Origin of the sequence: Proteus sp. PR00224 (assembly GCF_016238105.1) — a bacterium.
Taxonomy (GTDB): Bacteria; Pseudomonadota; Gammaproteobacteria; order Enterobacterales; family Enterobacteriaceae; genus Proteus.
The window spans coordinates 102,688-129,301 of the sequence record NZ_JAEHQU010000002.1; the positions used below are offsets into that span (position 1 = coordinate 102,688).

Genomic DNA, 26,614 nt, shown 5'->3' on the forward strand with positions numbered 1-26,614 from the left:
TCTAACGCTAAAAAATTCACACAATTATTAATGTGATTATTCAAGTTCAGTAGAGCTAATATCTTCAGATGCAGTGACGGTATAAGGTGTTTTCTTGTTTTCAATCGCATTGAATACCGTTAACACCGCTTCATTTTGTTCATCAGAGTTACGATACAACCAATACTGTGTTTCAGGTAAACGAGGTAATCCTTCGCTTTCGCCTAAAATACGTAAATCGGCATTTTGCATTTCAAGTGGACGCGCAGTAATACCCACTTCTGCATTAACTGCGGCACGAACAGCGGATAAAGAAGCTGCTTCATAAGCAATACGCCATTGGATCCCAGCATCATCTAACGTGTTTATCGCTAATTGACGGAATGGGTTCGTTTCATCCATTACAACTAAAGGAATAGGCTCATTCATTTGTAATTGGAAATCTGGCGCGCAATGCCATAGCACTGGTGCTGTACGTAACGCTGTACGAGGATGATGACCAATACGTGCTGTTGTTAATGCTAAATCAATTTCATGATTATCTAGCATTGTTTCAATATATTGAGAACGCTTAATGCGAACATCAACAGCTAAACGTGGATACACTGATGCGATACGGTTTAATAAAAACGGTAATAAAGTATCAACAGAGTCATCAGAAGCACCAATACGTAGCTCCCCTTCTGCATCGCTATACGTTAATGATGCCGTTGCATCATCATTTGCACGCAGAATTTGACGAGCATAACCTAACAGTTGTAGGCCATGCTCTGTTAAAAGTTTATTACGACCATGGCGGGCAAAAAGCTCTCTACCGACCAATTGCTCTAAACGTTGCATCTGCTGACTCACAGCAGATTGGGTTCGACATACAGCAGCAGCGGCTGCTGCAAAAGTATTCAAATCTGCTACAGCTACAAACGTTCTAAGCAGATCGAGGTCGAGATTCATTATCGGACGATTTGCATTAATCATTGTTTATTCTTCACTTATTTTTGATTTTTAAATTACATATACCTGGTGTTTTATATCAAAAGTCTAAAAAAGACTTCCGATTCAGACAGTACTCTACTCTGAAAAAGAGAGCAAAGACATACCGAATACTTTACATTTGTTTCTTATCGTTTACACCTCCTAGATGGAAAGGAATTGCATCTTTTTGTAACAAATTAAATTTTATTATCATTTCAAGCATTCACAAGAAAGAACTGTATACCGTCATCACAAGTTAGACTTAGATCATACTATATTGCTTTCTCATTCATAAATTTTAACATTTTGAAAATAATTTAAATTATCTTAACTATGCATTCGAATTTAAGTATCTTCCCCTATAAATTAAATTTAAGATTTAAATTTAATTTATACTTAAACTAATTGATTGCTATAGAATTAAATAGATTTAACCATATTATTTGAAAATTTAATATATTAAGCCAGATAATACAAATCCGATAAAATTATTCAATAATTGATTATGCAACATTTCATCTACCTGTGTATCACATCAACTTATTTCTAATCACCACACTAAAAAGCCCTCTTTCAATAGAATAATAATCCAGATTATTTTTCAAAACTGAAACATAAATCCGCCATAAGCAATACAATTAGTCATCAAAATAACATTCTAAGAATAAACTGACCTTTTACACCAAAAATTACCTAGCATCTTCAAAAGTTTGTAACGTAAGAGTAGAGTGATAGAACAGTTATTTGCTGGGACAGCCTTTTCATTTGTATCTTTCTATATGAATAGCAATCGGTGATAAATATCGCTAAGTCGCCATAATCACAATAAAGATACGAGTCAGACCCTATTAGGTAAACGCGCTATGAATCAGATTAAAAAATCAAACAAACTCGAACATGTCTGTTACGACATTAGAGGTCCGGTTTTGCAAGAAGCAAAACGTCTGGAAGAAGAAGGTAACAAAGTTTTAAAACTCAATATTGGTAACCCAGCACCTTTTGGCTTTGAAGCACCTGATGAAATTTTAGTAGATGTGATCCGCAATCTACCAAGCTCTCAGGGTTATAGTGACTCCAAAGGTCTATTTTCGGCGCGTAAAGCTATCATGCAGCATTATCAAGCTCGTGATATGCGTGATATCACGGTTGAAGACATTTATATTGGTAACGGTGTTTCCGAGTTAATCGTACAAGCAATGCAAGCCTTATTGAATAATGGCGATGAAATGCTAGTACCTGCGCCTGATTATCCTTTATGGACTGCCGCAGTTTCTCTTTCGGGAGGAAATGCCGTTCACTATATGTGTGACGAGCAACAAGGTTGGTTCCCTGATTTAGATGATATCCGCAGTAAAATTACAAAAAATACTCGCGGCATTGTTATTATCAACCCAAATAACCCAACGGGTGCGGTATATAGCAAAGATATTCTGATGGAAATCGTTGAAATAGCACGTCAACATGATCTGATTATCTTCGCTGACGAGATCTACGATAAAATTCTCTATGATGATGCAGAGCATCACTCTATTGCTGCAATGGCACCGGATTTATTGACCGTCACTTTTAATGGTTTATCAAAAACCTATCGTGTTGCTGGTTTTCGTCAAGGTTGGATGGTACTAAACGGCCCTAAAAAACATGCTAAAAGCTATATTGAAGGCTTGAATATGTTAGCGTCTATGCGTTTATGCGCTAACGTTCCGATGCAACACGCCATTCAAACTGCATTAGGCGGCTATCAAAGTATTAGTGAATTTATCCTTCCGGGAGGTCGCTTATACGAACAACGTAATCGAGCTTGGGAGCTGATCAATCAAATTCCTGGTGTTTCTTGCGTTAAGCCAATGGGTGCTCTTTATATGTTCCCTAAAATTGACTTAAATCGCTACAGTATTAAAGACGATCAGAAAATGATCCTCGATTTATTGTTGCAAGAAAAAGTGCTATTAGTACAAGGAACGGCATTTAACTGGCCACACCCAGACCATTTCCGTATCGTTACCCTTCCTCGTGAAGATGATTTAGATATGGCAATTCAAAAATTTGGCCGCTTTATTGTGGGTTATCACCAATAAAACGCATCAAATTAAAATAAAACGCAGTATAACAATCAGTTATATTGCGTTTTTTTATTTTCTTTTTTATTTACGTTTACATCTGTTAATTATCCACTCACAATAATCACTTCAATCACGCAATTGGGAGATATTATGAGTTACTTTTTTGCCCACCTTTCTCGCTTAAAACTCATTACTCGTTGGCCTTTAATGCGTAACATTCGCCAAGAAAATGTGTCTGAGCACAGTTTACAAGTGGCTTTTGTTGCCCATGCCTTAGCGGTGATTAAAAATCGTAAATTTGATGGCAATGTCAATGCCGAACGAATTGCACTACAAGCGATGTATCATGATGCAAGCGAAGTGATCACTGGCGATATGCCAACGCCTATTAAATATCACAATCCTCAAATTGCTCATGAATATAAAAAAATAGAAAAATACGCGCAGCAAAAACTAATTGAAATGTTACCCGAAGAATTACAAGATGACTTTCGCACTCTTATTGATGAGCAATTACATAGCGAGGAAGAAACCTTTATTGTAAAACAAGCCGATAGTCTGTGTGCTTATTTAAAATGCCTTGAAGAGTTAGCAGCCGGTAATAGCGAATTTAATCTGGCTAAAAATCGGTTAGAAAAGACCCTAGCAGAAAGACATAGCCCAGAAATGGACTATTTTATGAAGGTGTTTGTACCAGGGTTTAGTTTATCGCTTGATGAAATTAGTGAGTGATAATAATCACTCACTTTAAAGTTGATACTATAATTTAATGATATAAATCAATCTTCATTTTTTACATCGTTTTTATCAGGATTAATATCCTTATCATTCATACCTTTTATATTTTCCATTTCCTTTATATTTTCTGCTAAAAACTTCAATGTATTGGATTCAAAACTTACGATCAAACCTTCTGTTAATTTATTTAGCCTCTCAATTTTGCTATTATCTTTACCAATAACTAGATTTCTTATTCCTTTCATACCTCTAATAAATACATTACTTCTATTGATACTTTTTGTTTTTCCCATAGCAAGCATTATTATATCATCTTTATTTTCATTAAGTTTTAGTGCTTTCATATAATCTAATGTTTGGTCAATTGCCGAATTAACTGTCTCTAATCGTTTTTCTGAGTTTAATGTTGCAGCAAACTCTAAACCTTTATCTTTGATCATTTTTTCAATAATATTTTCGGCTTGTTCTAAATTAACATGAATATTATTGTCATTAAGATAGTGTTCAGCAATTCCTTGAAAAATATCATGTGTATTTAAATCACTTTTATTTCTAACAATATTTTTATTTTTAAAATCATTAACAAGTTCAAAAAGACCTTCTATTTTTTTATCAAATTTATTTGACTCCATTGTTTTTAATATATTTTTCGCTCTATTAGTGATATTCAACTTATTTTTTCCAGCGTCTATATATCCTTGGTATTTCTCATTTAAATAATCCTTTACATACTCAACAGAATCATTCTTATTATTATTTTCTAATATAGAAAAGATTATTGCCTCATCTGCATTGTTTAATTCTAATGAAATAGAAAAATTAGTCATTGCTTTTGATGCTTTATCATGAAACTCAGGTGCTAATGAAGTAAAATTATTATACTTTGATAATATCTCATTCCCCACACTTTCTTTATTATTCATCAAATTATTCGCGATCAATCCTTTAAAAACAGTACGACGTGTAGAAATAGCCTGTTTTATCTGTTTTAGATCATCGCTAACACTTTGAGTCAAATTTTTATTATGTTCACTAGAAAAAACAATATTTTTATTATTTACTCTTGCTGTTAATTTACCCTGGCTATTTTTTTCTATTATTATCTCTTTTATTTTATTACTTAATACTTTGTTACTTTCTTTTGATGTATGATTATTGCCATTAGTTTTAAACTCTCTACTATTGTTTGATATAGTGCTTATTCTCTTGTCATTTTGAGTATTTTTATCATTCTGAATCAAAATGTTTTTTGGGGTGCTTATTGAATTTATCAACATTATATTTCTCTCTTATTAAATTATTTTCAGATCAATAATATGACTATACTTTTTTTTCTAAGAAAGATTTTCAGAAAACACACATTCATAGATATGTCGCATACATCAAATAAAAAACATCGCCCAATAAATAAAAAACGCTGTTTATTAATTAACAAACAGCGTTTCAGCAAAACAAAAGTATTAATATTTAGAATGGGAATAATAGCGGGATCAGGAAGACACTAATCAACATCACAATAACCGTAAATGGCACACCAATCTTCATAAAGTCGGCAAACTTATAACCACCCGGCTCCAGGATCAGCGTATTAACAGGCGATGAAACTGGCGTCATAAATGCTGCAGATGCTGCAACACCTATCACCATTGCAAATGGTAGTGGAGAAACATTCATTTGGTTAGCCGCAGCTATAGCAATTGGTGCCATTAATACCGCCGTTGCCGTATTGGAAATAAACAACCCAATTGATGCACAAAGTATAAATAAACACACCAACATCACTTGAGGACCAGCACTACCCGCAACATCCATTAAACCATTAACAATAAGCTCTATACCGCCTGTTTTTTGTAATGCGGCTGCAAAAGGCATCATACCGACAATTAAAATAATACTTGGCCAATGAATAGAGCGATAAGCACTTTCCATATCAATACAACGGAATTTACCCATTAACAAACAGGCAATAAGTGCCGCAATAAAATTAGGGACTTCATTCGTCACCATTAACGCCACCATTAGTGCTAACGAAAACAGTGCATGAGGAGCTTGGGATGAAGCAGGGGCAACAGTTTCAATTTCTGCAGCTAAATTTAACACAATAAAATTACGTGGTTTCGTCGAAAGAATACGGATTAATTTCCAATCACCAATCACCAATAACACATCACCAAGGCGTAATGGCTCATCGACAATTTTACCCGGCAAGGCGCTTCCTTCACGACGAATAGCAACCACGTTTAGTCCATAACGGGTACGAAATTTAATTTCTCTTAATGATTTGCCTAATAATTCTGAATCAGGATTCATGGAGACTTCAGCAAGCCCTACATCACGAGATTGTTCAGAAAAATATTCACCCCGCAATACCATTGGTTCTAACATCTGTTCACGGCAAAACTCACGTAAATCGACATCACTGGCTGACATATCAACTAATAAAACATCACGCTCTCTTAATTCAGTGCCACCGGTTGCACTAACCATAACACGCCGAAAGCGCCTCCAGCGTTCAATACCGACAACGTTTGCACCATAACGAGAACGTAAATGTAATTCATCAAGTGAATGACCTACTAGCGGAGAACCTTTACGAATGGCTAAACGACGAGCACGCCCAGCTAACTGATAATCACGAATAAGATCACGGAAAGTACGACGATAAGCTTCTTTTTGCTTACCATTATCGTTATTTCCTAGCCATCGACGTACCACCAGCATATAAAGAATACCTGCAAATAATACAGCAATACCTATTGGCGTAATGGAGAAAAACTGAAAACTCGGTAAACCTTCTCTGACTAATTCACTGTTAACAACCATATTAGGTGGTGTTGCCACTAAGGTCATTAATCCACTAATCAGTCCAGCAAAGCCTAACGGCATCATTAAACGACCTGGCGATGTTTTCATTCGAGCAGCAACACTCAATACAACAGGAATAAAGATGGCAACAACACCTGTTGAACTCATGAAAGCACCTAAACTTGCAACGCATATCATTAATAGCACAAGCATTTTAACTTCACTGCTACCCGCGACACGAACTAGCCAGTCCCCCATTTGATAAGCCACACCTGTTCTCACTAACCCTTCACCAATAACAAAAAGGGCCGCAATAAGTAATACGTTAGGGTCGCTAAACCCTACCGTGGCTTCATTTAATGAGAGAGTACCGCTAAGAACGAATGCGATGATGACAAGTAAAGCGACCACATCCATGCGGATTTTGTTGGTCGTAAAAAGGACAATAGCTATCAATAGCAGGCTTAAAACCCATAATAATTCGCTATTCAAAATGGCCTCGATCAGCAATAAGTGAAAACAGTTTAAGACATCAATTCACTACATTGATAAGTAGACCATTTTTACAACAATAAATCTTCTAATATGATCAAAGAAAAGACTATCTTTTGTGCGTTATTATTACTTTTTCAGCTTGCTTCTCGATTTGAATATCATTTAAAGAATCAATAATTAAATGAATCTCATTACGGCGAGGGAGAGAAAGAGGGGCATGAACGGCAACAACTTGGCATCCCGCATCTAAACCAGAGTAGAGCCCCGCAGCTGCATCTTCAAAAACCACACAATCTTGTGGTAATAATCCCAACTTTTTGGCACCTAAAAGATAAGGCTCGGGATTAGGTTTACCTTTACTAATGCATTCCGCTGTAACCCAATGCTTAGGTTCTGGAATACCCGTAACAGATTGGCGTGTTGTTGCGATCGGAACCGTACCTGATGTGACAATCGCCCACGGAATATTTAAGTCATTAAGGCGATTAATTAACTCAATAGCCCCCGGAAGCGGGGCTAAACCTTCTATTTGTGTTGATTCTAATTTCTCTAACCAACGAAATGTCTCGGTTATCTCTTGTTCGGTGGCATTAGGCATAAAATGGCGAATCGACTCAATAGCAGGCTTTCCGTGGATGTAGTCATTAATCTCTTGTGTTGATACACCGACACGCTCACCAAATAACGCCCAACAATGTTCAACAACTGGTAATGAATCGACTAATGTTCCATCTAAATCAAACAGAAAACCTTTACATGTGATTGCCATATTTTATGCCTACTTTTACCTTATAGTGATGCGTTAACTATTATGTACTGCAATTACGCATTAAGTATTTGCTGGATTTCAACGGCGCTAAGGTGATATTGGCGAGGGCACGCTAACCAAACATTAAGCATTCTTTGGTATTTTTCCCACATTGGTGTTTGAGAGTTAAAACCATGACTGCCACTATCGAAATGCGTGTAACGCCCTTCTGTATTCACCATAAAACGCACATAGCTAAGATAGCGGGATTCTGTCGCCGCATCAAAGCCTATAAATGCGACACGTCGAGCATCTGGCATCTCTTGTTCTTTTAAGTTATCACGAGAAACTTGCAGTGCATGGTACATTTCCATGACGTTAATAATGGTACGGCAAGTCTCTTCTGACATTTCATCGAAGTCACGATCAAGTTCACGTAATTGTAATCCATAACCACGTTCAATAATTGTCTGATAGCGACGATAACGTTCAGCGTTATCAGGATCCATCATAGTCATCATTTTATACTGATTAGAGAGGATCAAGCGTTGTGCGTGTGTCATTTCCATCATTAATTCTCCAAAGAAATCATTGAGGAGAGCATGACATTAATCAAAAGTATTGAGTAGTGCTAACTACGCGTTTTTTGATCTCAACGGGGTAATTCAGATGACAATAATGACAAACGAAGAAGGTAGAACAAATGTTCTACACATCATCAAGAAAAGAACGATCCAGTTGCTTAAAAGCACGTTTTAATAAATGGGCTAAAGAAAGGTAAGTCGGTGTTTGCTCTACAGGGGCTAAAGCGATACCTGCTTCTTCAAATTTCTCACGAATTTCATAAAACCAGCGCAATAACGTAGCAGGAAGAGGCGTTGCTGCACGCTTGCCTAACCACCATAATCCTTGCATTGGCAAGCTACAAGCAAAGAGCGCTGTTGTAATTGCTGGCCCTAAATTGCCGCCTAATGCGATTTGCCATGTCATTGTAAAAATGGCGATAGGTGGCATATAGCGAATACCAAAGCGCGTGGCTTTGACAATACGATTTTCAGGGAAAACAGGCGCTAACTGCTTTTCAACCGGCCAGGTTTTTAAATACTCGTTACCCAAACGAAGCTTCTTAAAAAAGCCGGGGGGAGTCACTGTCGGTTCGCTCATAATGACCTCAATCAATTTCTTTTGTAACTTTTAAAAAATATCTATAAAGAATAAAAATCTTTTAGTAGAATTAAGTATATTTTGTCTTTGTTGCCTTTACTCTGTATCCTGTGCCCATTCTAAAGCTTTGTGGCAATAAAGCGCTATATTTTGTTTGCCGGCGTGATTTTCAACCCTTTTCGCCGATTTTAACGCGAAAAGTTAATGGGTGAATAAAAATCGTCCAATTAATGATTGGCAACTATAATTAGCATCAAGTTTTTTACTTTAAGCATGATGCGCGTCATTAATGTCATCATAGGAATGCGATAGGCTTTTATGATTGACGTTTTATTAACCACCGTCTTTATAATATAAAAGACACTACGACAACAAGATAAATAGGTAATTCCATGTCAAGTAAGCTGGTGCTGGTACTGAACTGCGGTAGTTCTTCTCTTAAATTTGCAATTATCAACCCAGAAAATGGTGATGAATTCCTGTCAGGTTTGGCTGAATGCTTCAACCTTCCTGAAGCCCGCCTGAAATGGAAAATGGATGGCCAGAAACACGAAGCTGCGTTAGGCGCAGGCGCTGCTCATAGCGAAGCATTAAACTTCATCGTAAATACTATTCTGGCTCAAAAACCAGAACTTTCTGCACAAATCGCGTCTATTGGTCACCGTATTGTTCATGGTGGCGAGAAATTCACTAAATCTGTCGTGATCACTGACGACGTTATCAAAGGTATTGAAGCAGCAATCCCATTTGCACCATTGCATAACCCAGCTCACCTTATTGGTATTGAAGAAGCACGTAAGGCATTCCCTCATTTAATTGAAAAAATGGTTGCTGTATTTGACACTGCATTCCATCAAACAATGCCAGAAGAAGCTTATTTGTATGCTCTGCCATACAGCTTATATAAAGATCACAGCATCCGTCGTTATGGTGCTCACGGAACTAGCCATTTCTTCGTTTCTCGTGAAGCCGCTAAAATGTTAAATAAACCTGTTGATGAACTGAACGTAATCACTTGCCATTTAGGTAATGGTGGTTCTGTTTCTGCTATCGTTAATGGTAAATGTGTTGATACTTCTATGGGGCTGACTCCATTAGAAGGTTTAGTCATGGGTACTCGTAGTGGTGATATCGATCCTGCTATCGTGTTCCATTTACATGATGCTTTAGGCATGAGCGTTGAAGACATCAACAAACTGCTGACTAAAGAATCTGGTTTATTAGGTTTAACTGAAGTCACTAGTGACTGCCGTTATGTTGAAGATAACTACGACACTAAAGCAGATGCTAAACGTGCAATGGACGTTTACTGCCATCGTTTAGCGAAATACATCGGTTCTTACTGTGCACTGATGGAAGGTCGTTTAGATGCTATTATCTTTACTGGTGGTATCGGTGAAAACGCAGCAATGGTACGTGAATTATCACTGAAAAAACTGGCTCTGTTAGGTTTTGAAGTTGATCATCAACGTAACTTAGATGCACGTTTCGGTAAATCAGGCACTATCACTACCGATAACAGCCGTCTTGCTGTTGTTATCCCAACTAACGAAGAGTTAGTTATCGCTCAGGACGCAAGTCGCCTGACCGCTTAAGTTCTTTGATGTACTGCCAGTGTAATACTGGCAGTACTGTTTTACATAACGAGCAACCGATATTTAAAGAGGTTTCCGTGTCCCGTACAATTATGCTAGTCCCAACTGATACACGCGTAGGTTTAACCAGCGTCAGCTTGGGTGTTATCCGTTCTATGGAACAAAAAGGCGTTAGCCTGAGCGTGTTCAAACCAATTGCACAACCTCGTGTAAAAGGCGCGTTAGATCAGACAACTGCGATTATCCGCTCTCACTCCACTATTCAATCATCAGAACCTTTAAACATGGATTATGTTGAGTCTCTACTCAGCTCAAACCAAAAAGATGTTTTGATGGAAGAAATTGTTGCTAGATACCATGAAAACACCGCTGATGCAGAAGTTATTCTCATCGAAGGTCTGGTACCTATGCGTAAGCACCCTTTTGCACAATCATTAAACTATGAAATTGCAAAAACATTAGGTGCTGAAATTGTTTTCGTTACTGCATTAGGTAACAACACTGTTGAACAGCTAAAAGAGCGTATCGAATTTGCGCGTGCTGAATTCGGCGGTGTAAAAAACCAAAATATCACAGGCGTTATTGTTAACAAACTAAATGCACCTGTTGATGATCAAGGCCGTACTCGCCCTGACTTATCTGAAATCTTTGATGATTCAAGTAAAGCGATTATCTCTAATGTCGATTTAAAAACCATCGAAAAAAATAGCCCACTGCCTTTACTGGGTTGCATTCCATGGAACTTCGATTTAATCGCCACTCGTGCAACAGATATGGCAAAACACTTAAATGCGACTATCGTCAATAAAGGCGATATTGAAACCCGTCGTATTAAGTCTGTTACTTTCTGTGCACGCAGTATTCCACACATGTTAGAGCATTTCCGTCCTGGTTCACTTTTAGTGACTTCAGCGGATCGCCCTGATGTATTAGTTTCAGCATGCCTTGCAGCAATGAATGGCGTTGAAATTGGTGCAATCCTACTAACAGGTGGTTACCAAATCGATGCACCAATCAAACAACTTTGTGAACGTGCATTTGAAACTGGCTTACCAATCTTTATGGTTAGTGCGAACACTTGGCAGACCTCTTTAAATCTGCAAAGTTTTAGCTTAGAAGTTCCTGCTGATGACCATGAACGTATTGAAAAAATTCAGAACTACGTTGCTCAACATATCAATACACAATGGATTGATTCACTGACAGCTAACTCTGAACGCCCTAACCGCCTATCACCACCAGCATTCCGTTATCAGTTAACAGAACTAGCACGTAAAGCGAAAAAACGTATCGTTTTACCTGAAGGTGATGAGCCACGTACTGTCAAAGCAGCAGCAATTTGTGCTGAACGTGGTATCGCAACTTGCGTACTGTTAGGCGATCCTGAAGAAATTCGTCGTGTAGCAACTGCACAAGGTGTTGAATTAGGTACAGGCATTGAGTTAGTCGATCCTAAAGAAGTCCGTGAAATCTATGTGCCTCGCTTAGTTGAACTGCGTAAAAGCAAAGGTATGACAGAGGTTGTTGCTCGTGAACAGTTAGAAGATAACGTTGTTCTTGGCACATTAATGCTGGAAAAAGGTGAAGTAGATGGCCTAGTTTCTGGTGCTGTTCATACTACCGCTAACACTATTCGCCCACCATTACAGTTAATCAAAACTGCACCAGGTAGCTCATTAGTGTCTTCTGTGTTCTTTATGCTGTTACCTGAACAAGTTTATGTTTATGGTGACTGTGCAATTAACCCAGATCCAACAGCAGAACAACTGGCTGAAATCGCAATTCAATCTGCAGATTCTGCAATTGCATTCGGTATCGACCCACGCGTTGCGATGATCTCTTATTCTACTGGTAACTCTGGTGCAGGTAGCGATGTAGAGAAAGTTCGTGAAGCGACACGTTTAGCACAAGAAAAACGCCCTGATCTGATGATTGATGGTCCTTTACAATACGACGCGGCTGTTATGGCTGACGTTGCTAAATCTAAAGCGCCAAATTCACCTGTTGCAGGTAAAGCGACTGTATTTATCTTCCCTGATCTGAACACCGGTAACACTACTTATAAAGCAGTACAACGTTCAGCTGACTTGGTTTCAATCGGACCAATGTTACAAGGTATGCGTAAACCAGTGAATGACCTTTCTCGTGGTGCATTAGTGGATGATATCGTCTACACCGTTGCGTTAACAGCAATTCAAGCAAGCCAACAAGAAAACGCATAATTACTGAAGTTCGCTTCAAATAAAAAAACGCCAGATGATTGATTTCATCTGGCGTTTTTTTATTCTACAGATTTTTAATTTACTAAAATTCGAAGCAGTGTCAACATCGATTCTGTCTCCTTTATAAAGGAGGGTCAAGAAAAATCTCGCATATACCCCCCAATACAAACACAACTAACATATTGATTTTAATCGTTTATTTATATTGTTTTATTCAAAAAAAGATAGAAATGAGGTAGGTTTCTGTTAGTATGCAGGTGGGTGCTTGGATCATTTTGGTTCAAGCATTAGTGAGAGCCAAAAAGACGAAAGCCCCGAATTCTATTTTATTAAAATCCGAGGCAGTCCCAAACCAGACAACTTGATTCTGTCTCCTTTATAAAGGAGTGTCAAGAGAAATGGCTAAATTTGCCCTGATGGGGCTGATTGCTGTCTGTGTGACAGCACTGTGTTTATCATTACTTAGACATGAAAGATTATGCTCTTTCAATATTCGTAGTGGTCATACAGTAGTTCAAGCGACTTTATCTTGCGATAAATAGCTTTGTGGGGGAATTTTCCCCCACAATTTCTCATCACACGTTGTTGCGTTTGTGGTTACAAGCACCCTACTTTAATCCACTAATACCCGTTGGTTGGTTGCACCCCATAAAATCGACATCTCTGTAAATAATGCACCACTGATATCTTCAACTTCTTCAGCTGTAATTTCGCTATTACCTTGCTTACCAAAGAACACGACTTCATCCCCTGATTTGATATTTTTAAGATCTGTAATATCAACAATCACCGTATTCATTGACGTTTTACCTAAAACAGGCACACGTTGGCCACCAATTAAAGCATGCCCTGCATTACTAAAAACGCGGCGATAGCCATCTGCATAACCGACAGGAATATTCGCTAATACCGAGTCACGTTTTAGTGTGTAAGTACGGTCATAACCAACAGTATTACCTTTAGGATAATAATTGATTGAAGCAATATTCGATTTAAACGTCATAACACGTTTGTAATCTGTACTTGCGATAGTATCGCCATAGAAAATTCCGCCCACACGCACCATATCTAGCCATGATTCAGGTACGGTAATTGTGGCGAACGTATTTGCCATATGCAGAGTGACATCTTTACGATTTAGTCCTGTAACATCCAATACCTTTTGTGATTGCTGTTTAAAACGAGCAAGATCTTCTCTTACTTTATCAGCATCTTCTTCAGGATAGTGAGACATAATGCCAACCACTTTAAGGTTAGCTAATTGAGCAATTTGCTTCGCCTCTTCAAGCCCTGCATTATTATTCACTTCTAATCCATTACGAGACATTCCACCTGAATTTAAAGCTAAATGAATAGGGATCACTCTATTTTGTTGTTTAGCAATGGCATCTAATTTTCTAGCCATATCTAAATTACCAATCAATTCTTCCACGTTATAGCTTGTTGCCTGAGCCATCTCTTGCTCTGTGGCATTACGTACACGCATTAAACGGCCTTGGAATCCTAGATCACGAACTTCTTTTAGCTCTTGGTTATTCGTTACGCCAATACATTGCACATTATTTTCAATCATAACAGGTGCAACTAATGATAAATCATGACCATATGCATCGCCTTTTAAAACAGCACAAAGAGAGGATTTATCACCTAAAAGTGATTGTACTTTCTTCACATTAAAATCGAGCGCACTACGTGAGATTTCAATCCATGAGTTATTCACGATTGCAGGTTGAACCTGCGCCGTTTGAGTCACGGGAGGATTGTGATTAATCGGTTGTTGGCAAGCAGTGATAACAAAAAGTGGTAACAACGCAAGATATCGAATACCAAAAGACATCTTCTTTTTCCTTAGTGATTGTGATGTAAACCTATTTTTATAATTAATTAGGTACGAAAATATACACACAGTGAATATTCACTCAGGATAATAGCATTATTATTCACAAAATAAACATATAAATTCACATAAAAAAACGCCCCAATGAATTAATTTCAATGAGGCGTTTATCTATCTTAATTCTTAAAACAATCAGCGAACAATAATACCTAACAGAATACCGATAACACCAAAGTCTGCATCACTAAATGTAGTGTTAGCAATACCGATATCGCCAAGCACAGGCAAGAGGAATACAGGTAAGAAGGTAATTAATAAACCTTGAGCAAAGGCACCTAAAATAGCACCACGACGTCCACCGGTTGCATTACCAAAGACCCCCGCTGTTGCACCTACAAAGAAGTGAGGAACAACACCTGGAATGATCACCGTCCAATCTAAGGCATAAAGAATGAACATACCGATAACGCCAGCGGCAAAGCTACTTAAAAAGCCGACCAATACCGCATTAGGAGCATAAGGGAACACCACTGGACAATCTAAAGCGGGTTTTGCATTAGGGACTAACTTATCAGAAATACCTTTAAATGCTGGAACGATTTCAGCAATCACCATACGTACACCTTGCAGAATAATATAAACACCTGCTGCAAAGGTTATGGATTGCATCAATGAGAACATAAACCAGTTTTTGCCACCACTGACTTCACGAACAAAAGCATCGCCCGCAAATAAACACGTAATGATAAAAATAATACCCATTGTAAAGGCGATGGCAACAGGCGTATCACGTAAAAATAGTAAACTTTTAGGCACATTCATCTCTTCGGTTGAATGCTCTTTATTACCAAATTTACTGCCGATAAAACCAGCAACAACATAAGAGATAGTCGAGAAGTGTCCTAATGCCACATCATCAGAACCGGTAATTTTTTTCATATAAGGATGAGCAATGGCAGGGAAAAACACCATTGAAATCCCAACAACTAATGAACCTACCGCAACTAATACTGTACCTTCTAAGCCAGCGGTTGCCAGAATAACCGCCACCATCATAGACATAAATAAAGTATGGTGACCCGTTAAGAAAATAAATTTCCACGGGGTTAAACGTGCAATTAAGATATTAATCAACATGGCAAAGAACATAATCATAGCCATCTCTTTACCAAAGCTTTTTTGTGCAATAGAGACAATCGCCTCATTATTTGGCACAACGCCTTGAATACCAAATGCATGTTGGAAAATTGTTGAGAAATCACCCAGTGAGTTGATAACTAACCCTGCACCTGCACCTAAAATAACAAAACCCATAATGGTTTTTACGGTGCCTTTGATACATTCTGTCACTGGTTTTTTCTGGGCGATTAAACCAATTAATGCGATCAAACCCACTAAAATGGCTGGCTCTGAAAGCACATCACTCATTAGAAAGCGGAAAAAGTCCATGATAGGCTCCTTATAACGCGCCTAATTCACGTAATGCGACAGAAAGTTTTTCTTTCATCGCTACTTTGTCAATCATGTTATCCAATGAAACAACCTTTCCATTTACCGCTTGTGAATTGAGTTGCTCTGCAATATCACGCGTACCTACATAGATATCACTTGGTGTGCCTTTTGCTGATCCCAGATCAACGTGATCTACTTCTGCATTCACAGAAATATCTTTTAGGATACTTTTGATGCTCATTTCCATCATTAAGCTACTACCTAAACCATTTCCACACACAACTGTAATTTTCATGATATTCCCCTTGGTAATTTAAATCGTCATTAATAATTGTTGATAACGGCTAATACATCCGTTTTGCTTTTTGCATTAAATAGCTTTTGAATATCTGCATCGTTATCAAAAAGTTCGGCTAATTTCACAATGGCATTAATATGGCTATCGTTATCTGTTGCAGCCAAAACAATCAGTAATTTCACTGGATCGTTTTCATCAGCACCAAATTCAACACCTTGCTCAACAATCGTTAATGCAAGAGAAAGTTGATTAACACCATCTTCAGGACGAGCATGAGGCATCGCAATACCGGGGCCTAAAACATAATATGGCCCTATTTTTTCGTGTGATTTGTAAATTGCATCGATATAACGAGGTTCAATACAACCTTTATCAATCAATGGCTGACATGCCACTTTGACTGCATCTCTCCAATCGATAACGTTTGGAACCACTTGCACCACATCGGGCGTTAATAACGTTTTAAGCATACTTGCAACCTCGATAAGACTCTCTATGAGCTTCGTTATTAAGGATAGTAATCATTAATGGTAGCGCTATCTAGATAGATCATTCGTAATTGTGATAGCGCTATCATTTTAATGAAATGTTAATTGCAGAAAATGCCAACAATTGACACTGTATTGTTTCAGCATAATAGGAAGATTTCAGGTAGGATCTGCGGTTAATAAAATAGGCTAGGCAAGCATAATAACAAATGATCAAAACACGTAAGCGCCGAAATACAGGTCGAGTCACATTACAAGATGTCGCTAAACATGCAGGAGTCGGATCAATGACCGTCTCTCGTGCATTGCGAACCCCTGAATTAGTTTCTGATAAGTTACGAGAAAAAGTTAATCAAGCCGTAGAGGAACTTGGCTATATTCCTAATGCCTCGGCAGGTGCTTTAGCTTCAGCACAAAGTCATATTATTGCGGTACTGTTGCCCTCCTTCACAGATAGAGCCAGTGCAGATTTTATGCAATCTTTACAACAAATACTCAATCGCCATCAATATCAAATTTTAGTGGGTTGCTATGAGCACCAACCTCATAAAGCCAGCGATGTGATTAATATGCTGTTGCAAAGTAATCCTGCCGCATTAGTTGTCTTTGGTTCACAGCTTAGCCCAACTCATTTTTTGCATATCAGTAATGCCAATGTGCCTGTTGTCAGCGTTGCCAGCCAACCAGATGAACAAGCCGCTATTAGTATTGATTGTTCTTATGAGCAAGCGGCATATGATTTAACAAACCATTTAGTCACCCGAGGAAAGCGTTGTATTGGCTATATTGGTGCGTTACAAGGACAACGCCTGCACCACCAGCAAATAACCGGTTGGTCACGAGCGTTACTCAAAAATTATTTAAATGCTGAGCAAAGTGTCACTACACCTGATCCCGCATCTATGGCATACGGTCGACAAGCATTAACAGAGATTTTATTGCGCCAACCCGAACTAGATGCGGTCATTTGTAGCCATGAGAGTATTGCATTAGGTATGATTTTTGAGTGTCAACGTCGATTAATAAAGATCCCACAAGATCTGGCTATCGCTTGTTTAGAAGGCTCTGAAAATAGTGATCAGATATCCCCTTCTCTCACATCAATTCGTTTTGATTATCACAAAATGGGAAAAGAGGCAGGAAAACATCTGATAGCACTTTTACAACGTTTAAGAGACGAAGATGATAACGCTATATTCGAAGATACCGTTATCAACTATGCTTATCGATTTGAGTTAGGGCAAAGCACCCCTTAGTCCACAGTTTCTCTACTTTCTAGGCGTGTACTGTTGTTACGTGTTAACCAAAGAGAGAGGGCTTTTAATGAATCAGGCGTGAATTCATCACAGCGCTCAGTAATTTCAGAGGGAGTTAACCAACACACTTCCTCAATTTCTTCTGCTTGCAGTGCGAAGGGTCCATGAGAAACACAGCTAAACAAGCTTCCCCATACACGGCAACTTTCATCATCATAATAAAATTGACCATGCTCAGCAAAAGGGACTCCAGCAATACCTAACTCTTCTTCTGCTTCACGACGCGCACTTTCAAGTAAATTCTCACCTTGCTGAACCACACCACCCGCAGTAGCATCTAACCAACCAGGATAAAAATCTTTTATTTCAGTTCGACGCTGCGCCAAGATTTTCCCCATTCCATCATGAACAACGATATAAGTTGCTCTATGTCTTAGATTTTCAGCTCGCATTTGTTGACGTGTTGCTTGTGCAACGACTTCATTTTTATCATCAACAATATCAACCCATTCAACCAATGCCGTCTTTTCTTGTTCCATCCTCAACAAACCTTTTTTAACCGATACTAAACGATCGTAATTTTTATCCTGAATATACCAAAATCACTATTTTTCACCACTACAATAATCATACGTGACTTGTTTTATCCATCTTGCGCTTTTTTGCTTTTTATGATGTTAAAAGGCAGACTGTGATTATATTGTCTATTTAGTGCCTACTTTATTTTGGAGCTTTTAATGATTGACTTATATTATGCAGATACCCCAAATGGCCAAAAAATAACGCTTTTTCTTGAAGAAACTGGCATACCTTATCAGTTACATCGCATTGATATTAGTAAAGGCGATCAATTTAAACCTGAGTTTTTAGCAATTTCACCCAATAATAAAATTCCCGCGATTGTAGATAATTCACCTATTGATGGTGGTGAGCCTATCTCTATTTTTGAATCAGGTGCTATTCTTATCTATCTAGCTGAAAAAAGTGGCAAATTGCTCAGTCAAAATTTACGAGAAAAAACAACACAACTACAATGGCTGTTTTGGCAAGTGGGGGGATTTGGCCCAATGTTGGGACAAAATCATCACTTCACCCGTTATGCCACAGAAAAAGTCCCTTATGCGATTAAACGTTATACTGAAGAAACACAGCGTTTATATAGTGTATTAGAGAAAAGGTTAGCGCAGTCACCTTACCTTGGGGGCAAAGAGTACAGCATTGCGGATATCGCCACATATACATGGGCTCGTCTGCACGATCACCACAATATTGATTTAGCAAATTATCCCGCAATTGATAAATGGCTAAACAACATTAACCAACGCCCAGCTACGAAAAAACTCTTTAGCTAATATAAGCAATTTATATATCAGGATGATATTTATTCTTTATCAAGCAAGTAGATCAGGAGGATTGTGATGAAAATACTTATCACAGGTGGTACAGGATTAATTGGCAAAGCATTAGTTTGTGAGCTTGCGCTCGCCAATAATGATATTACGGTGCTTTCTCGTTCGCCTCAAAAAGTTTATTCGCATTTTTGTAATGAAATCACCTGCTGGACTCAACTCAACGATAAACAAAATCTTAATGAGTTTGATGCCGTTATTAATCTTGCTGGAGAACCTATTGCTGATAACCGTTGGACTCCCACTCAAAAGCAAAAACTGGTTAATAGCCGTTGTCATTTAACCCAGAAATTGGTTGATTTGATTAAAGCTAGCGATTCTCCTCCAGCAGTTTTCATTTCTGGCTCCGCAGTAGGTTTTTATGGCGATCAAGGTGATACACGAGTTACAGAAGAGACGCCAGCAAATCCTGAGTTTACACATGAACTCTGTGCAAAATGGGAACGTATCGCGCTTGAAGCTCAAACACCATTAACACGAGTTTGCTTGTTGCGTACAGGGATTGTACTTTCAACTCTCGGTGGCGCACTGCCTAAAATGAGCAAACCTTTCAAATTAGGATTAGGTGGCAAATTAGGGAGCGGAAAACAGTATATGCCGTGGATACATATCGATGATATGGTCAGTGCGATTGTTTTCTTGCTTAAGACCCAAGATGCTAAAGGCGCTTTTAACTTAACAGCACCTAACCCAGTACAAAATAAAGAGTTTACTCGCCTATTAGGAAAAGCTTTTAATCGCCCAGCATTAATGACGGTTCCCGAAAGTGTATTGCGTCTAGTGATGGGAGAAAGCGCGACATTAGTATTAGGTGGACAACAAGCCATTCCTGAAAAATTACTCAATGCAGGCTTTGAATTCCGTTATCCACAATTAGAAGAGGCATTAAAAGATATTATTACCACTGGAAAATAATCTCTTTTAATTCGAATTAGGTATTCTACCGAATAAACGTAGTCAACAACGCTGTACCTTGAAGTATGACGAGTAAATACTCTAAATAATTCAAGATGCAGCTAGGCGACAAGTGAATCTATTCCTTGAAAAAACGCCTAGGAGCATACATCAGTATGTGACTAGTGCGAATAAACGCAGTCAACAACGCTATACCTTGAAGTATGACGAGTAAATACTCTAAATAATTCAAGATGCAGCTAGGCGACAAGTGAATCTATTCCTTGAAAAAACGCCTAGGAGCATACATCAGTATGTGACTAGTGCGAATAAACGCAGTCAACAACGCTGCAACTTGAAGAATGACGAGTATACTTAGCGAGTGGGCTTATCGCCCTCCCACCTTTGAAATAAATCATCAGGTAAATCAATCTCAAACTGATCAAGTACACGATTTACTGTTTGATTAACAATATCATCAATCGTTTTAGGCTGAAAATAGAAGGCAGGTACTGGTGGCATAATCACTGCGCCTAACTCAGCAGCCTGTGTCATTAATCGCAAATGACCTAAATGCAGTGGCGTTTCACGCACACATAATACTAACTTACGCCCTTCTTTTAATACCACATCCGCAGCGCGAGTGACTAAGGTATCTGTATAGCTATGAACAATACCTGACAGGCTTTTGATTGAGCAGGGTAATATGACCATTCCATTGACACGAAATGATCCTGAAGAGATAGATGCGCCAATATCGCGATCGTCATAAATCACATCCGCTAAAGCATGAATATCTTTTAGCGAATAATCAGTTTCTAATGAAATCGTACGGCGTGCAGCTTGGCTAATCACTAAATGTGTTTCAACTGACGGCACTGATTTTAGTATCTCTAATAAACGTATACCGTAAATTGCACCACTGGCACCTGTTAGCCCAACTATCAGCTTTTTCATTATAATCCTCAGAATATATACCTTTGTTAATCATTATGATGATTAACCCTCAAAAAACAAGCGTCGATGCAGAACACACTGGCATCGACGCTTTATAAGGAAGGTATCTTACCGAAAAATCAGCCTTCGTTATAGATTTCCAAATTTTCTATTTCATTCTGATCACGAATTTTATGTTCATCATCACGACGTAGATTTTCTAAATAATCCAAGTAATCTTGATCGATATCTTTCGTAATATAAACACCGTCAAATACAGAACATTCAAACTGATTAATATCAGGATTCTCTTCTTGTACTGCGGCGATTAAATCAGTGAGATCTTGGAAAATAAGTCCATCAGCACCAATTAATTTACGAATTTCATCCACTTCACGTCCATGAGCAATAAGCTCATTGGCATTTGGCATATCAATACCATACACATTAGGGAAGCGAACTTCTGGCGCAGCTGAGGCAAAATAGACTTTCTTCGCACCCGCTTCTCTTGCGAGCTCGACAATTTGCTCTGACGTTGTGCCACGGACAATAGAGTCATCAATCAACAGAACATTTTTATCACGAAACTCTGCGCGATTTGCATTCAGTTTACGTCTAACTGACTTACGACGCTCTTGCTGACCCGGCATAATAAAGGTACGACCAACATAGCGATTTTTTACAAAGCCTTGGCGATAAGGTTTATTGAGAATATGCGCAATTTCTAAGGCAATATCACAAGATGTTTCAGGGATTGGGATCACAACATCAATGTGTAAATCATCCCATTCTTTGGCAATTTTAGCGCCTAATTTCTGCCCCATGCGTAAACGCGCATTATAAACCGAAATTTTATCGATAAAGGAATCAGGGCGAGCAAAGTAAACATACTCAAACAAACAAGGCATTAACTGCGGATTTTCAGCACATTGGCGAGTAAAGAGTTGGCCTTGCTCTGTGATATAAACCGCTTCACCCGGTGCAACATCACGTAAAAATTCAAAACCTAAAGTATCAAGCGCAACACTTTCAGATGCGACCATATATTCATGGCGACCATCTTCTAAGGTACGTTTACCCAAGACTAAAGGGCGAATACCAAAGGGATCACGAAAAGCCAGTAAGCCATGACCGATGATCAAAGCAACACAAGCATAAGCCCCGCGGAGTTTTTTATGCATTGCCGCAACGGCTGCAAAAATATTATCAGGCTCAAGCGGGAAATGGTCAAAACGGTCTAATTCGTATGCCAATACATTGAGCAGGATTTCAGAATCAGAGGTGGTATTGATATGGCGACGTGCTGTTTCAAATAATTGGCGACGTAATAAATGCGCATTGGTTAAATTACCATTGTGCGCCAACGTAATACCAAAAGGTGAATTCACATAAAAAGGCTGCGCTTCTGATGCACTAGAACTACCCGCAGTTGGATAACGGACATGCCCTATCCCGATAGTACCTTTTAAACGCAACATATGACGGGTTTCGAATACATCTTTAACCAGTCCGTTCGCTTTGCGAAGACGGAAACCGTTGTTACCGTCTATTGTTGCAATGCCTGCTGCATCTTGACCTCGGTGTTGTAACACCGTTAACGCATCATAAATTGATTGGTTTACTGGATTAGCTCCAGCGATACCGACAATACCGCACATGAATAGATCCTCATCAGCCAGACGGAGAGGTTATATTCTCTCCGACACGAAACTTGACGCATTTTGCAGGTAGTCAAAGAACCACCTAATAATATGGTTGAATTGAGGAATAAGCTCAGAACGTTGCCAATCAGCGCTATCTGCCATAGGCGTAAATGCGCCTAAAACAAAAAGTAATGCTGAAACTATCAGCACGCCTCTTAAAGCCCCGAAACAGACCCCCAATACACGATCTGTACCTGATAACCCTGTGCGTTGAACAAGAGAGCTAATCACATAATTCACAACAGCACCGACAATCAGTGTCGCAATAAATAACGTGACTATTGCAATCCCGTTACGAACCAGCTCATCTTCAAACCGGGTAAAATAGACGGCAAGATAAGGATAAAACTGACTAGCAACAAAGAAACCACAACCCCAGGTGATGAGTGACAATGCTTCACGAACAAAGCCACGGATCAGGCTGACTAATGCGGAAAAACCAATAATGGCAATGATGGCGTAATCTATCCAGACCATAAATTCTTTATCCAATAATGATGCTCCGCATTAATACGGAAGCATTCTAACAGAAAACGAAAACGTTTGCGTAATGCTAATTTTCGCTAATTTCAAAATAATTTACGGCGATATGAAAAATCATAATCGCCGCAATAAGTTAACGCTTTGTTACATCACTCATCTGATGACTCGTTTAGAAAAAATTAAGGCTTATATGCCCTTACCTCACCTTGTAAGCCCGTAAGCTCTTTTAAATGAGGCAAAATAGCCTGTAATTCTGACTTAGATGCACTAGGACCAATGTAAATTCGAGTCACTTGTCCAGCAACAGGACGTGCTGGTACGGTATATACCGGATAACCTGAGAAATGCATTTTCGCAATAATTTCTTCTACCTTCGCCGCATTTTTCAACGCACCTAATTGAACAACCCAAGCCTCGCCTTTCGGTGGCTGAGTTTCTTGTACTGGTGGTGCTGGTGGTTGTACTGGTGGCGTAACCACAGCCGGAGGCTCTGGTGTAGGCGTTGGCTGTTGTGGTGGTTGTACCGGTGGTGTAACAGGTACAACAGCAGGTGGTTCAGGTGTTGTAACAGCAGGTTGCTCGACACCTGTCACAGCTTCAGAAAGCATACCTTCAGATGCGCCTTCTGATGGAGTAGAAGGCACTGAAGTTTGCTCTATCGGGGCGATAGATTCTATTTCTTGCTCATCACCTGGTTTGGGTACTAAAGGAATAGAGGCGAACTGGTCTTCGTTATATTTCTTATCGCCGTCGAGCAGTGCAGGTAAAAAAATGACCCCTACTGCCACCAATACAACGGCACCGACTAAGCGATTTTGAAATTTACTTGCCACCCACACTCTCCTTTTCCAAAAGTTCCATCACATGCGCGACTGTATGAAATGAGCCACAAACCACAACAATATCGTTAGGAGCAGCATCGGACATTACTTGTTGCCATGCATTTTCAACACTATCGAATACCATTGGTTTCTCGAGATGTTGAGCTAACACATCCGCAGAAGCGCCACGAAATTCATTAAGTGGAGCTACATACCAATGATCAGCCAATGGTGTTAAGCACGCTAAAGTTCCTGCGATATCTTTATCACCCAGCATACCAACAACAATACGCACTTGAGTATCAGATTTTTGTGGTAATTGTGATAACTTTTCCGCTAAATATCCTGCTGCATGAGGATTATGTGCCACATCAAAGATAACCAAAGGATGTTGAGAAATTACCTGAAAACGACCTGGTAATTGTGCACGAGACATACCGTCGACAATACTTTGCTGTGTGATTGCTTGGCTGACTTTGTCATCAGATTTAAGCAAGCAACGAATAACCCCCATCGCTGTCGCCGCATTGGCTAGCGGAATATTAGGGATTGGCAGCGCATCAAATTCACAGTCAACACAACGCCAATGCCAGTGATCATCTTCAATAACAAAGGACCAATCTGTTCCACGACGGAAAAGCTTGGCTTGTTTTTCATTGGCAACTTGTGCAATGGAATGAGGCATATCTGGCTCACCCACAACAGCATAATGATTGGCTCGGAAAATACCGGCTTTCTCGTGGCCAATATGCTCTCTATCTGCGCCTAACCAATCAGTATGATCGAGGGCAATACTTGTGATAGCAGCAATATCCGCATCAACGATATTTGTCGCATCTAACCGACCGCCTAATCCTACTTCAAGAATAACAACATCAAGTTGTGCTTGTTGAAATAACTTCAGCGCAGCCAGAGTGCCATATTCAAAAAAAGTGAGCGAGATATCGCCTCTAGCTTGTTCAATTTCTGCAAAAACCTCACAGAAAGCATTTTCGGAGAGTTCTTTGCCTTGGATACGAACGCGTTCTGTATAACGAACAAGATGAGGGGAGCTATAAACGCCGACTTTCAATCCTGATGCTATCAAGATTGACTCTAGCATATGACAGGTTGTGCCTTTTCCATTCGTGCCTGAGACAGTGATTACCTTAGGCGCAGGACGTAACACATTTAATATTTTTCCTACCTTGCCTACTCGCTCTAACCCCATATCGATGGCGCTGGAGTGTAAATGTTCAAGATAAGAAAGCCACACCGACAAAGGCGATGTGGCTTTAGGAGCAGTTATGATATTAGACATCTTCTTTTTTATTCGTTTCGATGTTAATTTCTGGCTCGTTGTCTGTAGATTCAATTTCATCAGCAATCATTTCTTCACCGATGATTTCATCTTCATCTTCTACTAAATCATATTGAGTCAGCTTAGCCAGTAATTCAGCCAGCTCATCACGCATTTGAGGACGACGAATAATCATATCAATCGCCCCTTTTTCTAACAGGAACTCACTACGTTGGAAGCCAGCAGGCAGTTTTTCACGTACTGTTTGTTCAATAACACGGGGACCTGCAAAGCCAATCAATGCTTTAGGTTCAGCAACATTAATATCACCTAACATCGCTAAACTTGCAGAAACACCACCCATTGTAGGGTCAGTCATAACTGAAATATAAGGTAAACCACGCTCTTGCATTTTTGCTAATGCTGCACTGGTTTTGGCCATTTGCATTAATGACATCAGCGCTTCTTGCATACGAGCGCCACCACTTGCAGAGAAGCAAACTAATGGGCAGTTATCTTCGAGTGCTTGTTCAACCGCACGAACAAAACGCGCCCCAACAACAGAAGCCATTGAACCGCCCATAAACGCAAATTCAAAGGATGCAGCAACAACTGGCATCTTTTTCAGCGTTCCTTTCATCACGATTAATGCGTCTTTTTCTTGCGTTTGCTTTTGAGCAGCGCTAATTCTGTCTTTGTATTTTTTAGAGTCGCGGAATTTCAGAATATCTTTAGGTTCTAATTCGCTACCTAATTCTGTTGTACTTCCTGTATCAAGGAAAGTCTCAAGGCGACGGCGCGCTGAAATGCGCATATGGTGATCACATTTAGGGCAAACCTCTAAATTGCGCTCTAATTCTGCGCGATAGAGTACCTGCCCACAGCTATCACATTTAGTCCAAACCCCTTCAGGGATATTGGCTTTACGTGAACTTGTGATAGTGCTTTTGTTTAGAATTTTTTCAATCCAGCTCATT

25 protein-coding genes are annotated in these 26,614 nt (G+C 39.2%); 8 read left to right on the forward strand and 17 right to left on the reverse strand.

Features of this window, described 5'->3' with window-relative positions; translation table 11 throughout:
• Positions 1-36: 36 nt before the first annotated feature.
• Positions 37-954, reverse strand: a complete 918-nt coding sequence (hexA, locus tag JEP71_RS03845; protein WP_109374122.1) for a transcriptional regulator HexA — start codon at positions 952-954, stop codon at positions 37-39.
• An 860-nt stretch (positions 955-1,814) separates the two neighbouring features.
• Between hexA and JEP71_RS03850 the strand changes: the two genes are divergently transcribed.
• Both JEP71_RS03850 and yfbR read left to right on the forward strand, forming a co-directional pair.
• Positions 1,815-3,029: a pyridoxal phosphate-dependent aminotransferase gene (locus tag JEP71_RS03850; protein WP_100158515.1), complete on the forward strand. Its 1,215-nt coding sequence runs from the start codon at positions 1,815-1,817 to the stop codon at positions 3,027-3,029.
• A 135-nt stretch (positions 3,030-3,164) separates the two neighbouring features.
• Positions 3,165-3,746, forward strand: a complete 582-nt coding sequence (gene yfbR / locus JEP71_RS03855) for a 5'-deoxynucleotidase (protein ID WP_198625793.1) — start codon at positions 3,165-3,167, stop codon at positions 3,744-3,746.
• Between the two features lie 47 nt (positions 3,747-3,793).
• Here yfbR and JEP71_RS03860 read toward each other — a convergent pair whose 3' ends face one another.
• The 5 genes from JEP71_RS03860 to yfbV all read right to left on the reverse strand — a co-directional run bounded on the left by JEP71_RS03860 (position 3,794) and on the right by yfbV (position 8,964).
• Positions 3,794-5,029, reverse strand: coding sequence for a hypothetical protein (locus tag JEP71_RS03860; protein ID WP_198625794.1), 1,236 nt, complete (start codon positions 5,027-5,029; stop codon positions 3,794-3,796).
• Positions 5,030-5,219: 190 nt separating this feature from the next.
• Positions 5,220-7,049, reverse strand: coding sequence for an SLC13 family permease (locus JEP71_RS03865; protein ID WP_198625795.1), 1,830 nt, complete (start codon positions 7,047-7,049; stop codon positions 5,220-5,222).
• A 109-nt stretch (positions 7,050-7,158) separates the two neighbouring features.
• Positions 7,159-7,821, reverse strand: coding sequence for a sugar phosphatase (locus JEP71_RS03870; protein WP_198619764.1), 663 nt, complete (start codon positions 7,819-7,821; stop codon positions 7,159-7,161).
• Between the two features lie 53 nt (positions 7,822-7,874).
• Positions 7,875-8,369 (reverse strand): YfbU family protein, encoded by a 495-nt coding sequence (locus JEP71_RS03875; RefSeq protein WP_088495118.1) that lies wholly within the window; start codon positions 8,367-8,369, stop codon positions 7,875-7,877.
• Positions 8,370-8,508: 139 nt separating this feature from the next.
• Complete coding sequence (yfbV, locus tag JEP71_RS03880; protein ID WP_069367978.1) at positions 8,509-8,964, reverse strand: terminus macrodomain insulation protein YfbV; 456 nt, start codon at positions 8,962-8,964, stop codon at positions 8,509-8,511.
• Between the two features lie 392 nt (positions 8,965-9,356).
• Between yfbV and ackA the strand changes: the two genes are divergently transcribed.
• The 3 genes from ackA (at position 9,357) to JEP71_RS03895 (ending at position 13,323) form a co-directional block, all read left to right on the forward strand.
• Positions 9,357-10,559 (forward strand): acetate kinase, encoded by a 1,203-nt coding sequence (ackA, locus tag JEP71_RS03885; protein ID WP_109374116.1) that lies wholly within the window; start codon positions 9,357-9,359, stop codon positions 10,557-10,559.
• A 77-nt stretch (positions 10,560-10,636) separates the two neighbouring features.
• On the forward strand, positions 10,637-12,781 hold the full coding sequence (gene pta, locus JEP71_RS03890; RefSeq protein WP_109374115.1) for a phosphate acetyltransferase: 2,145 nt from the start codon (positions 10,637-10,639) through the stop codon (positions 12,779-12,781).
• Between the two features lie 398 nt (positions 12,782-13,179).
• On the forward strand, positions 13,180-13,323 hold the full coding sequence (locus tag JEP71_RS03895) for a Hok/Gef family protein (protein WP_109374114.1): 144 nt from the start codon (positions 13,180-13,182) through the stop codon (positions 13,321-13,323).
• Positions 13,324-13,394: 71 nt separating this feature from the next.
• Here JEP71_RS03895 and alr read toward each other — a convergent pair whose 3' ends face one another.
• The 4 genes from alr to JEP71_RS03915 form a co-directional block, all read right to left on the reverse strand.
• Positions 13,395-14,618, reverse strand: coding sequence for an alanine racemase (gene alr, locus JEP71_RS03900; RefSeq protein WP_109374113.1), 1,224 nt, complete (start codon positions 14,616-14,618; stop codon positions 13,395-13,397).
• 192 nt (positions 14,619-14,810) lie between these two features.
• The gene (locus tag JEP71_RS03905) at positions 14,811-16,067 is read right to left on the reverse strand and encodes a PTS ascorbate transporter subunit IIC (RefSeq protein WP_196533828.1); all 1,257 of its coding nucleotides are present in this window, start codon (positions 16,065-16,067) and stop codon (positions 14,811-14,813) included.
• 10 nt (positions 16,068-16,077) lie between these two features.
• The gene (locus JEP71_RS03910; protein ID WP_196533829.1) at positions 16,078-16,365 is read right to left on the reverse strand and encodes a PTS sugar transporter subunit IIB; all 288 of its coding nucleotides are present in this window, start codon (positions 16,363-16,365) and stop codon (positions 16,078-16,080) included.
• A 29-nt stretch (positions 16,366-16,394) separates the two neighbouring features.
• Positions 16,395-16,838 (reverse strand): PTS sugar transporter subunit IIA, encoded by a 444-nt coding sequence (locus tag JEP71_RS03915; RefSeq protein WP_198619763.1) that lies wholly within the window; start codon positions 16,836-16,838, stop codon positions 16,395-16,397.
• Positions 16,839-17,065: 227 nt separating this feature from the next.
• On the opposite strand from JEP71_RS03915, the gene JEP71_RS03920 reads away from it, so the two are divergent.
• Positions 17,066-18,112: a LacI family DNA-binding transcriptional regulator gene (locus tag JEP71_RS03920; RefSeq protein ID WP_109374110.1), complete on the forward strand. Its 1,047-nt coding sequence runs from the start codon at positions 17,066-17,068 to the stop codon at positions 18,110-18,112.
• Here the strand turns inward: JEP71_RS03920 and yfcD are convergent.
• Positions 18,109-18,651 carry an NUDIX hydrolase YfcD gene (gene yfcD, locus JEP71_RS03925; RefSeq protein ID WP_099073791.1) on the reverse strand — a complete coding sequence of 181 codons (543 nt, stop codon included), beginning with the start codon at positions 18,649-18,651 and terminating at the stop codon, positions 18,109-18,111. The genes JEP71_RS03920 and yfcD overlap by 4 nt on opposite strands.
• A 198-nt stretch (positions 18,652-18,849) precedes the next feature.
• On the opposite strand from yfcD, the gene JEP71_RS03930 reads away from it, so the two are divergent.
• Together JEP71_RS03930 and JEP71_RS03935 are read left to right on the forward strand one after the other, a co-directional pair.
• Positions 18,850-19,464 carry a glutathione binding-like protein gene (locus JEP71_RS03930; protein ID WP_109374109.1) on the forward strand — a complete coding sequence of 205 codons (615 nt, stop codon included), beginning with the start codon at positions 18,850-18,852 and terminating at the stop codon, positions 19,462-19,464.
• A 66-nt stretch (positions 19,465-19,530) separates the two neighbouring features.
• Positions 19,531-20,436, forward strand: coding sequence for a TIGR01777 family oxidoreductase (locus JEP71_RS03935; protein WP_198625796.1), 906 nt, complete (start codon positions 19,531-19,533; stop codon positions 20,434-20,436).
• A gap of 354 nt (positions 20,437-20,790) precedes the next feature.
• On the opposite strand, the gene JEP71_RS03940 is transcribed toward JEP71_RS03935, so the two are convergent.
• The 6 genes from JEP71_RS03940 to accD form a co-directional block, all read right to left on the reverse strand.
• Positions 20,791-21,372, reverse strand: a complete 582-nt coding sequence (locus JEP71_RS03940; protein WP_198619761.1) for a UbiX family flavin prenyltransferase — start codon at positions 21,370-21,372, stop codon at positions 20,791-20,793.
• A 119-nt stretch (positions 21,373-21,491) separates the two neighbouring features.
• The gene (gene purF, locus JEP71_RS03945; RefSeq protein ID WP_075670606.1) at positions 21,492-23,009 is read right to left on the reverse strand and encodes an amidophosphoribosyltransferase; all 1,518 of its coding nucleotides are present in this window, start codon (positions 23,007-23,009) and stop codon (positions 21,492-21,494) included.
• Between the two features lie 30 nt (positions 23,010-23,039).
• Entirely contained in the window at positions 23,040-23,531 is a 492-nt protein-coding gene (gene cvpA, locus JEP71_RS03950) for a colicin V production protein (RefSeq protein ID WP_023581692.1), read from the reverse strand.
• A gap of 185 nt (positions 23,532-23,716) precedes the next feature.
• Positions 23,717-24,370, reverse strand: a complete 654-nt coding sequence (dedD, locus tag JEP71_RS03955; RefSeq protein WP_196533833.1) for a cell division protein DedD — start codon at positions 24,368-24,370, stop codon at positions 23,717-23,719.
• Positions 24,360-25,658 carry a bifunctional tetrahydrofolate synthase/dihydrofolate synthase gene (folC, locus tag JEP71_RS03960; protein WP_198625797.1) on the reverse strand — a complete coding sequence of 433 codons (1,299 nt, stop codon included), beginning with the start codon at positions 25,656-25,658 and terminating at the stop codon, positions 24,360-24,362. The genes dedD and folC overlap by 11 nt, the downstream gene beginning before the upstream one ends.
• The gene (gene accD / locus JEP71_RS03965; RefSeq protein WP_109370914.1) at positions 25,651-26,613 is read right to left on the reverse strand and encodes an acetyl-CoA carboxylase, carboxyltransferase subunit beta; all 963 of its coding nucleotides are present in this window, start codon (positions 26,611-26,613) and stop codon (positions 25,651-25,653) included. Before accD ends, folC begins: the two co-directional genes overlap by 8 nt.
• Position 26,614 lies beyond the last annotated feature (1 nt).

What these genes read in the sequence shown, in the direction of transcription:
- cvpA (WP_023581692.1), bottom strand. Translation starts at nt 23,531, where the DNA reads ATGGTCTGGATAGATTACGCCATCATTGCCATTATTGGTTTTTCCGCA.
- yfcD (WP_099073791.1), bottom strand. Translation starts at nt 18,651, where the DNA reads ATGGAACAAGAAAAGACGGCATTGGTTGAATGGGTTGATATTGTTGAT.
- JEP71_RS03870 (WP_198619764.1), bottom strand. Translation starts at nt 7,821, where the DNA reads ATGGCAATCACATGTAAAGGTTTTCTGTTTGATTTAGATGGAACATTA.
- yfbR (WP_198625793.1), top strand. Translation starts at nt 3,165, where the DNA reads ATGAGTTACTTTTTTGCCCACCTTTCTCGCTTAAAACTCATTACTCGT.
- ackA (WP_109374116.1), top strand. Translation starts at nt 9,357, where the DNA reads ATGTCAAGTAAGCTGGTGCTGGTACTGAACTGCGGTAGTTCTTCTCTT.
- accD (WP_109370914.1), bottom strand. Translation starts at nt 26,613, where the DNA reads ATGAGCTGGATTGAAAAAATTCTAAACAAAAGCACTATCACAAGTTCA.
- JEP71_RS03920 (WP_109374110.1), top strand. Translation starts at nt 17,066, where the DNA reads ATGATCAAAACACGTAAGCGCCGAAATACAGGTCGAGTCACATTACAA.
- folC (WP_198625797.1), bottom strand. Translation starts at nt 25,658, where the DNA reads ATGTCTAATATCATAACTGCTCCTAAAGCCACATCGCCTTTGTCGGTG.
- JEP71_RS03930 (WP_109374109.1), top strand. Translation starts at nt 18,850, where the DNA reads ATGATTGACTTATATTATGCAGATACCCCAAATGGCCAAAAAATAACG.
- JEP71_RS03860 (WP_198625794.1), bottom strand. Translation starts at nt 5,029, where the DNA reads ATGTTGATAAATTCAATAAGCACCCCAAAAAACATTTTGATTCAGAAT.
- JEP71_RS03940 (WP_198619761.1), bottom strand. Translation starts at nt 21,372, where the DNA reads ATGAAAAAGCTGATAGTTGGGCTAACAGGTGCCAGTGGTGCAATTTAC.
- JEP71_RS03850 (WP_100158515.1), top strand. Translation starts at nt 1,815, where the DNA reads ATGAATCAGATTAAAAAATCAAACAAACTCGAACATGTCTGTTACGAC.
- JEP71_RS03905 (WP_196533828.1), bottom strand. Translation starts at nt 16,067, where the DNA reads ATGGACTTTTTCCGCTTTCTAATGAGTGATGTGCTTTCAGAGCCAGCC.
- yfbV (WP_069367978.1), bottom strand. Translation starts at nt 8,964, where the DNA reads ATGAGCGAACCGACAGTGACTCCCCCCGGCTTTTTTAAGAAGCTTCGT.
- alr (WP_109374113.1), bottom strand. Translation starts at nt 14,618, where the DNA reads ATGTCTTTTGGTATTCGATATCTTGCGTTGTTACCACTTTTTGTTATC.
- JEP71_RS03915 (WP_198619763.1), bottom strand. Translation starts at nt 16,838, where the DNA reads ATGCTTAAAACGTTATTAACGCCCGATGTGGTGCAAGTGGTTCCAAAC.
- JEP71_RS03910 (WP_196533829.1), bottom strand. Translation starts at nt 16,365, where the DNA reads ATGAAAATTACAGTTGTGTGTGGAAATGGTTTAGGTAGTAGCTTAATG.
- hexA (WP_109374122.1), bottom strand. Translation starts at nt 954, where the DNA reads ATGATTAATGCAAATCGTCCGATAATGAATCTCGACCTCGATCTGCTT.
- JEP71_RS03935 (WP_198625796.1), top strand. Translation starts at nt 19,531, where the DNA reads ATGAAAATACTTATCACAGGTGGTACAGGATTAATTGGCAAAGCATTA.
- JEP71_RS03875 (WP_088495118.1), bottom strand. Translation starts at nt 8,369, where the DNA reads ATGGAAATGACACACGCACAACGCTTGATCCTCTCTAATCAGTATAAA.
- JEP71_RS03895 (WP_109374114.1), top strand. Translation starts at nt 13,180, where the DNA reads ATGGCTAAATTTGCCCTGATGGGGCTGATTGCTGTCTGTGTGACAGCA.
- purF (WP_075670606.1), bottom strand. Translation starts at nt 23,009, where the DNA reads ATGTGCGGTATTGTCGGTATCGCTGGAGCTAATCCAGTAAACCAATCA.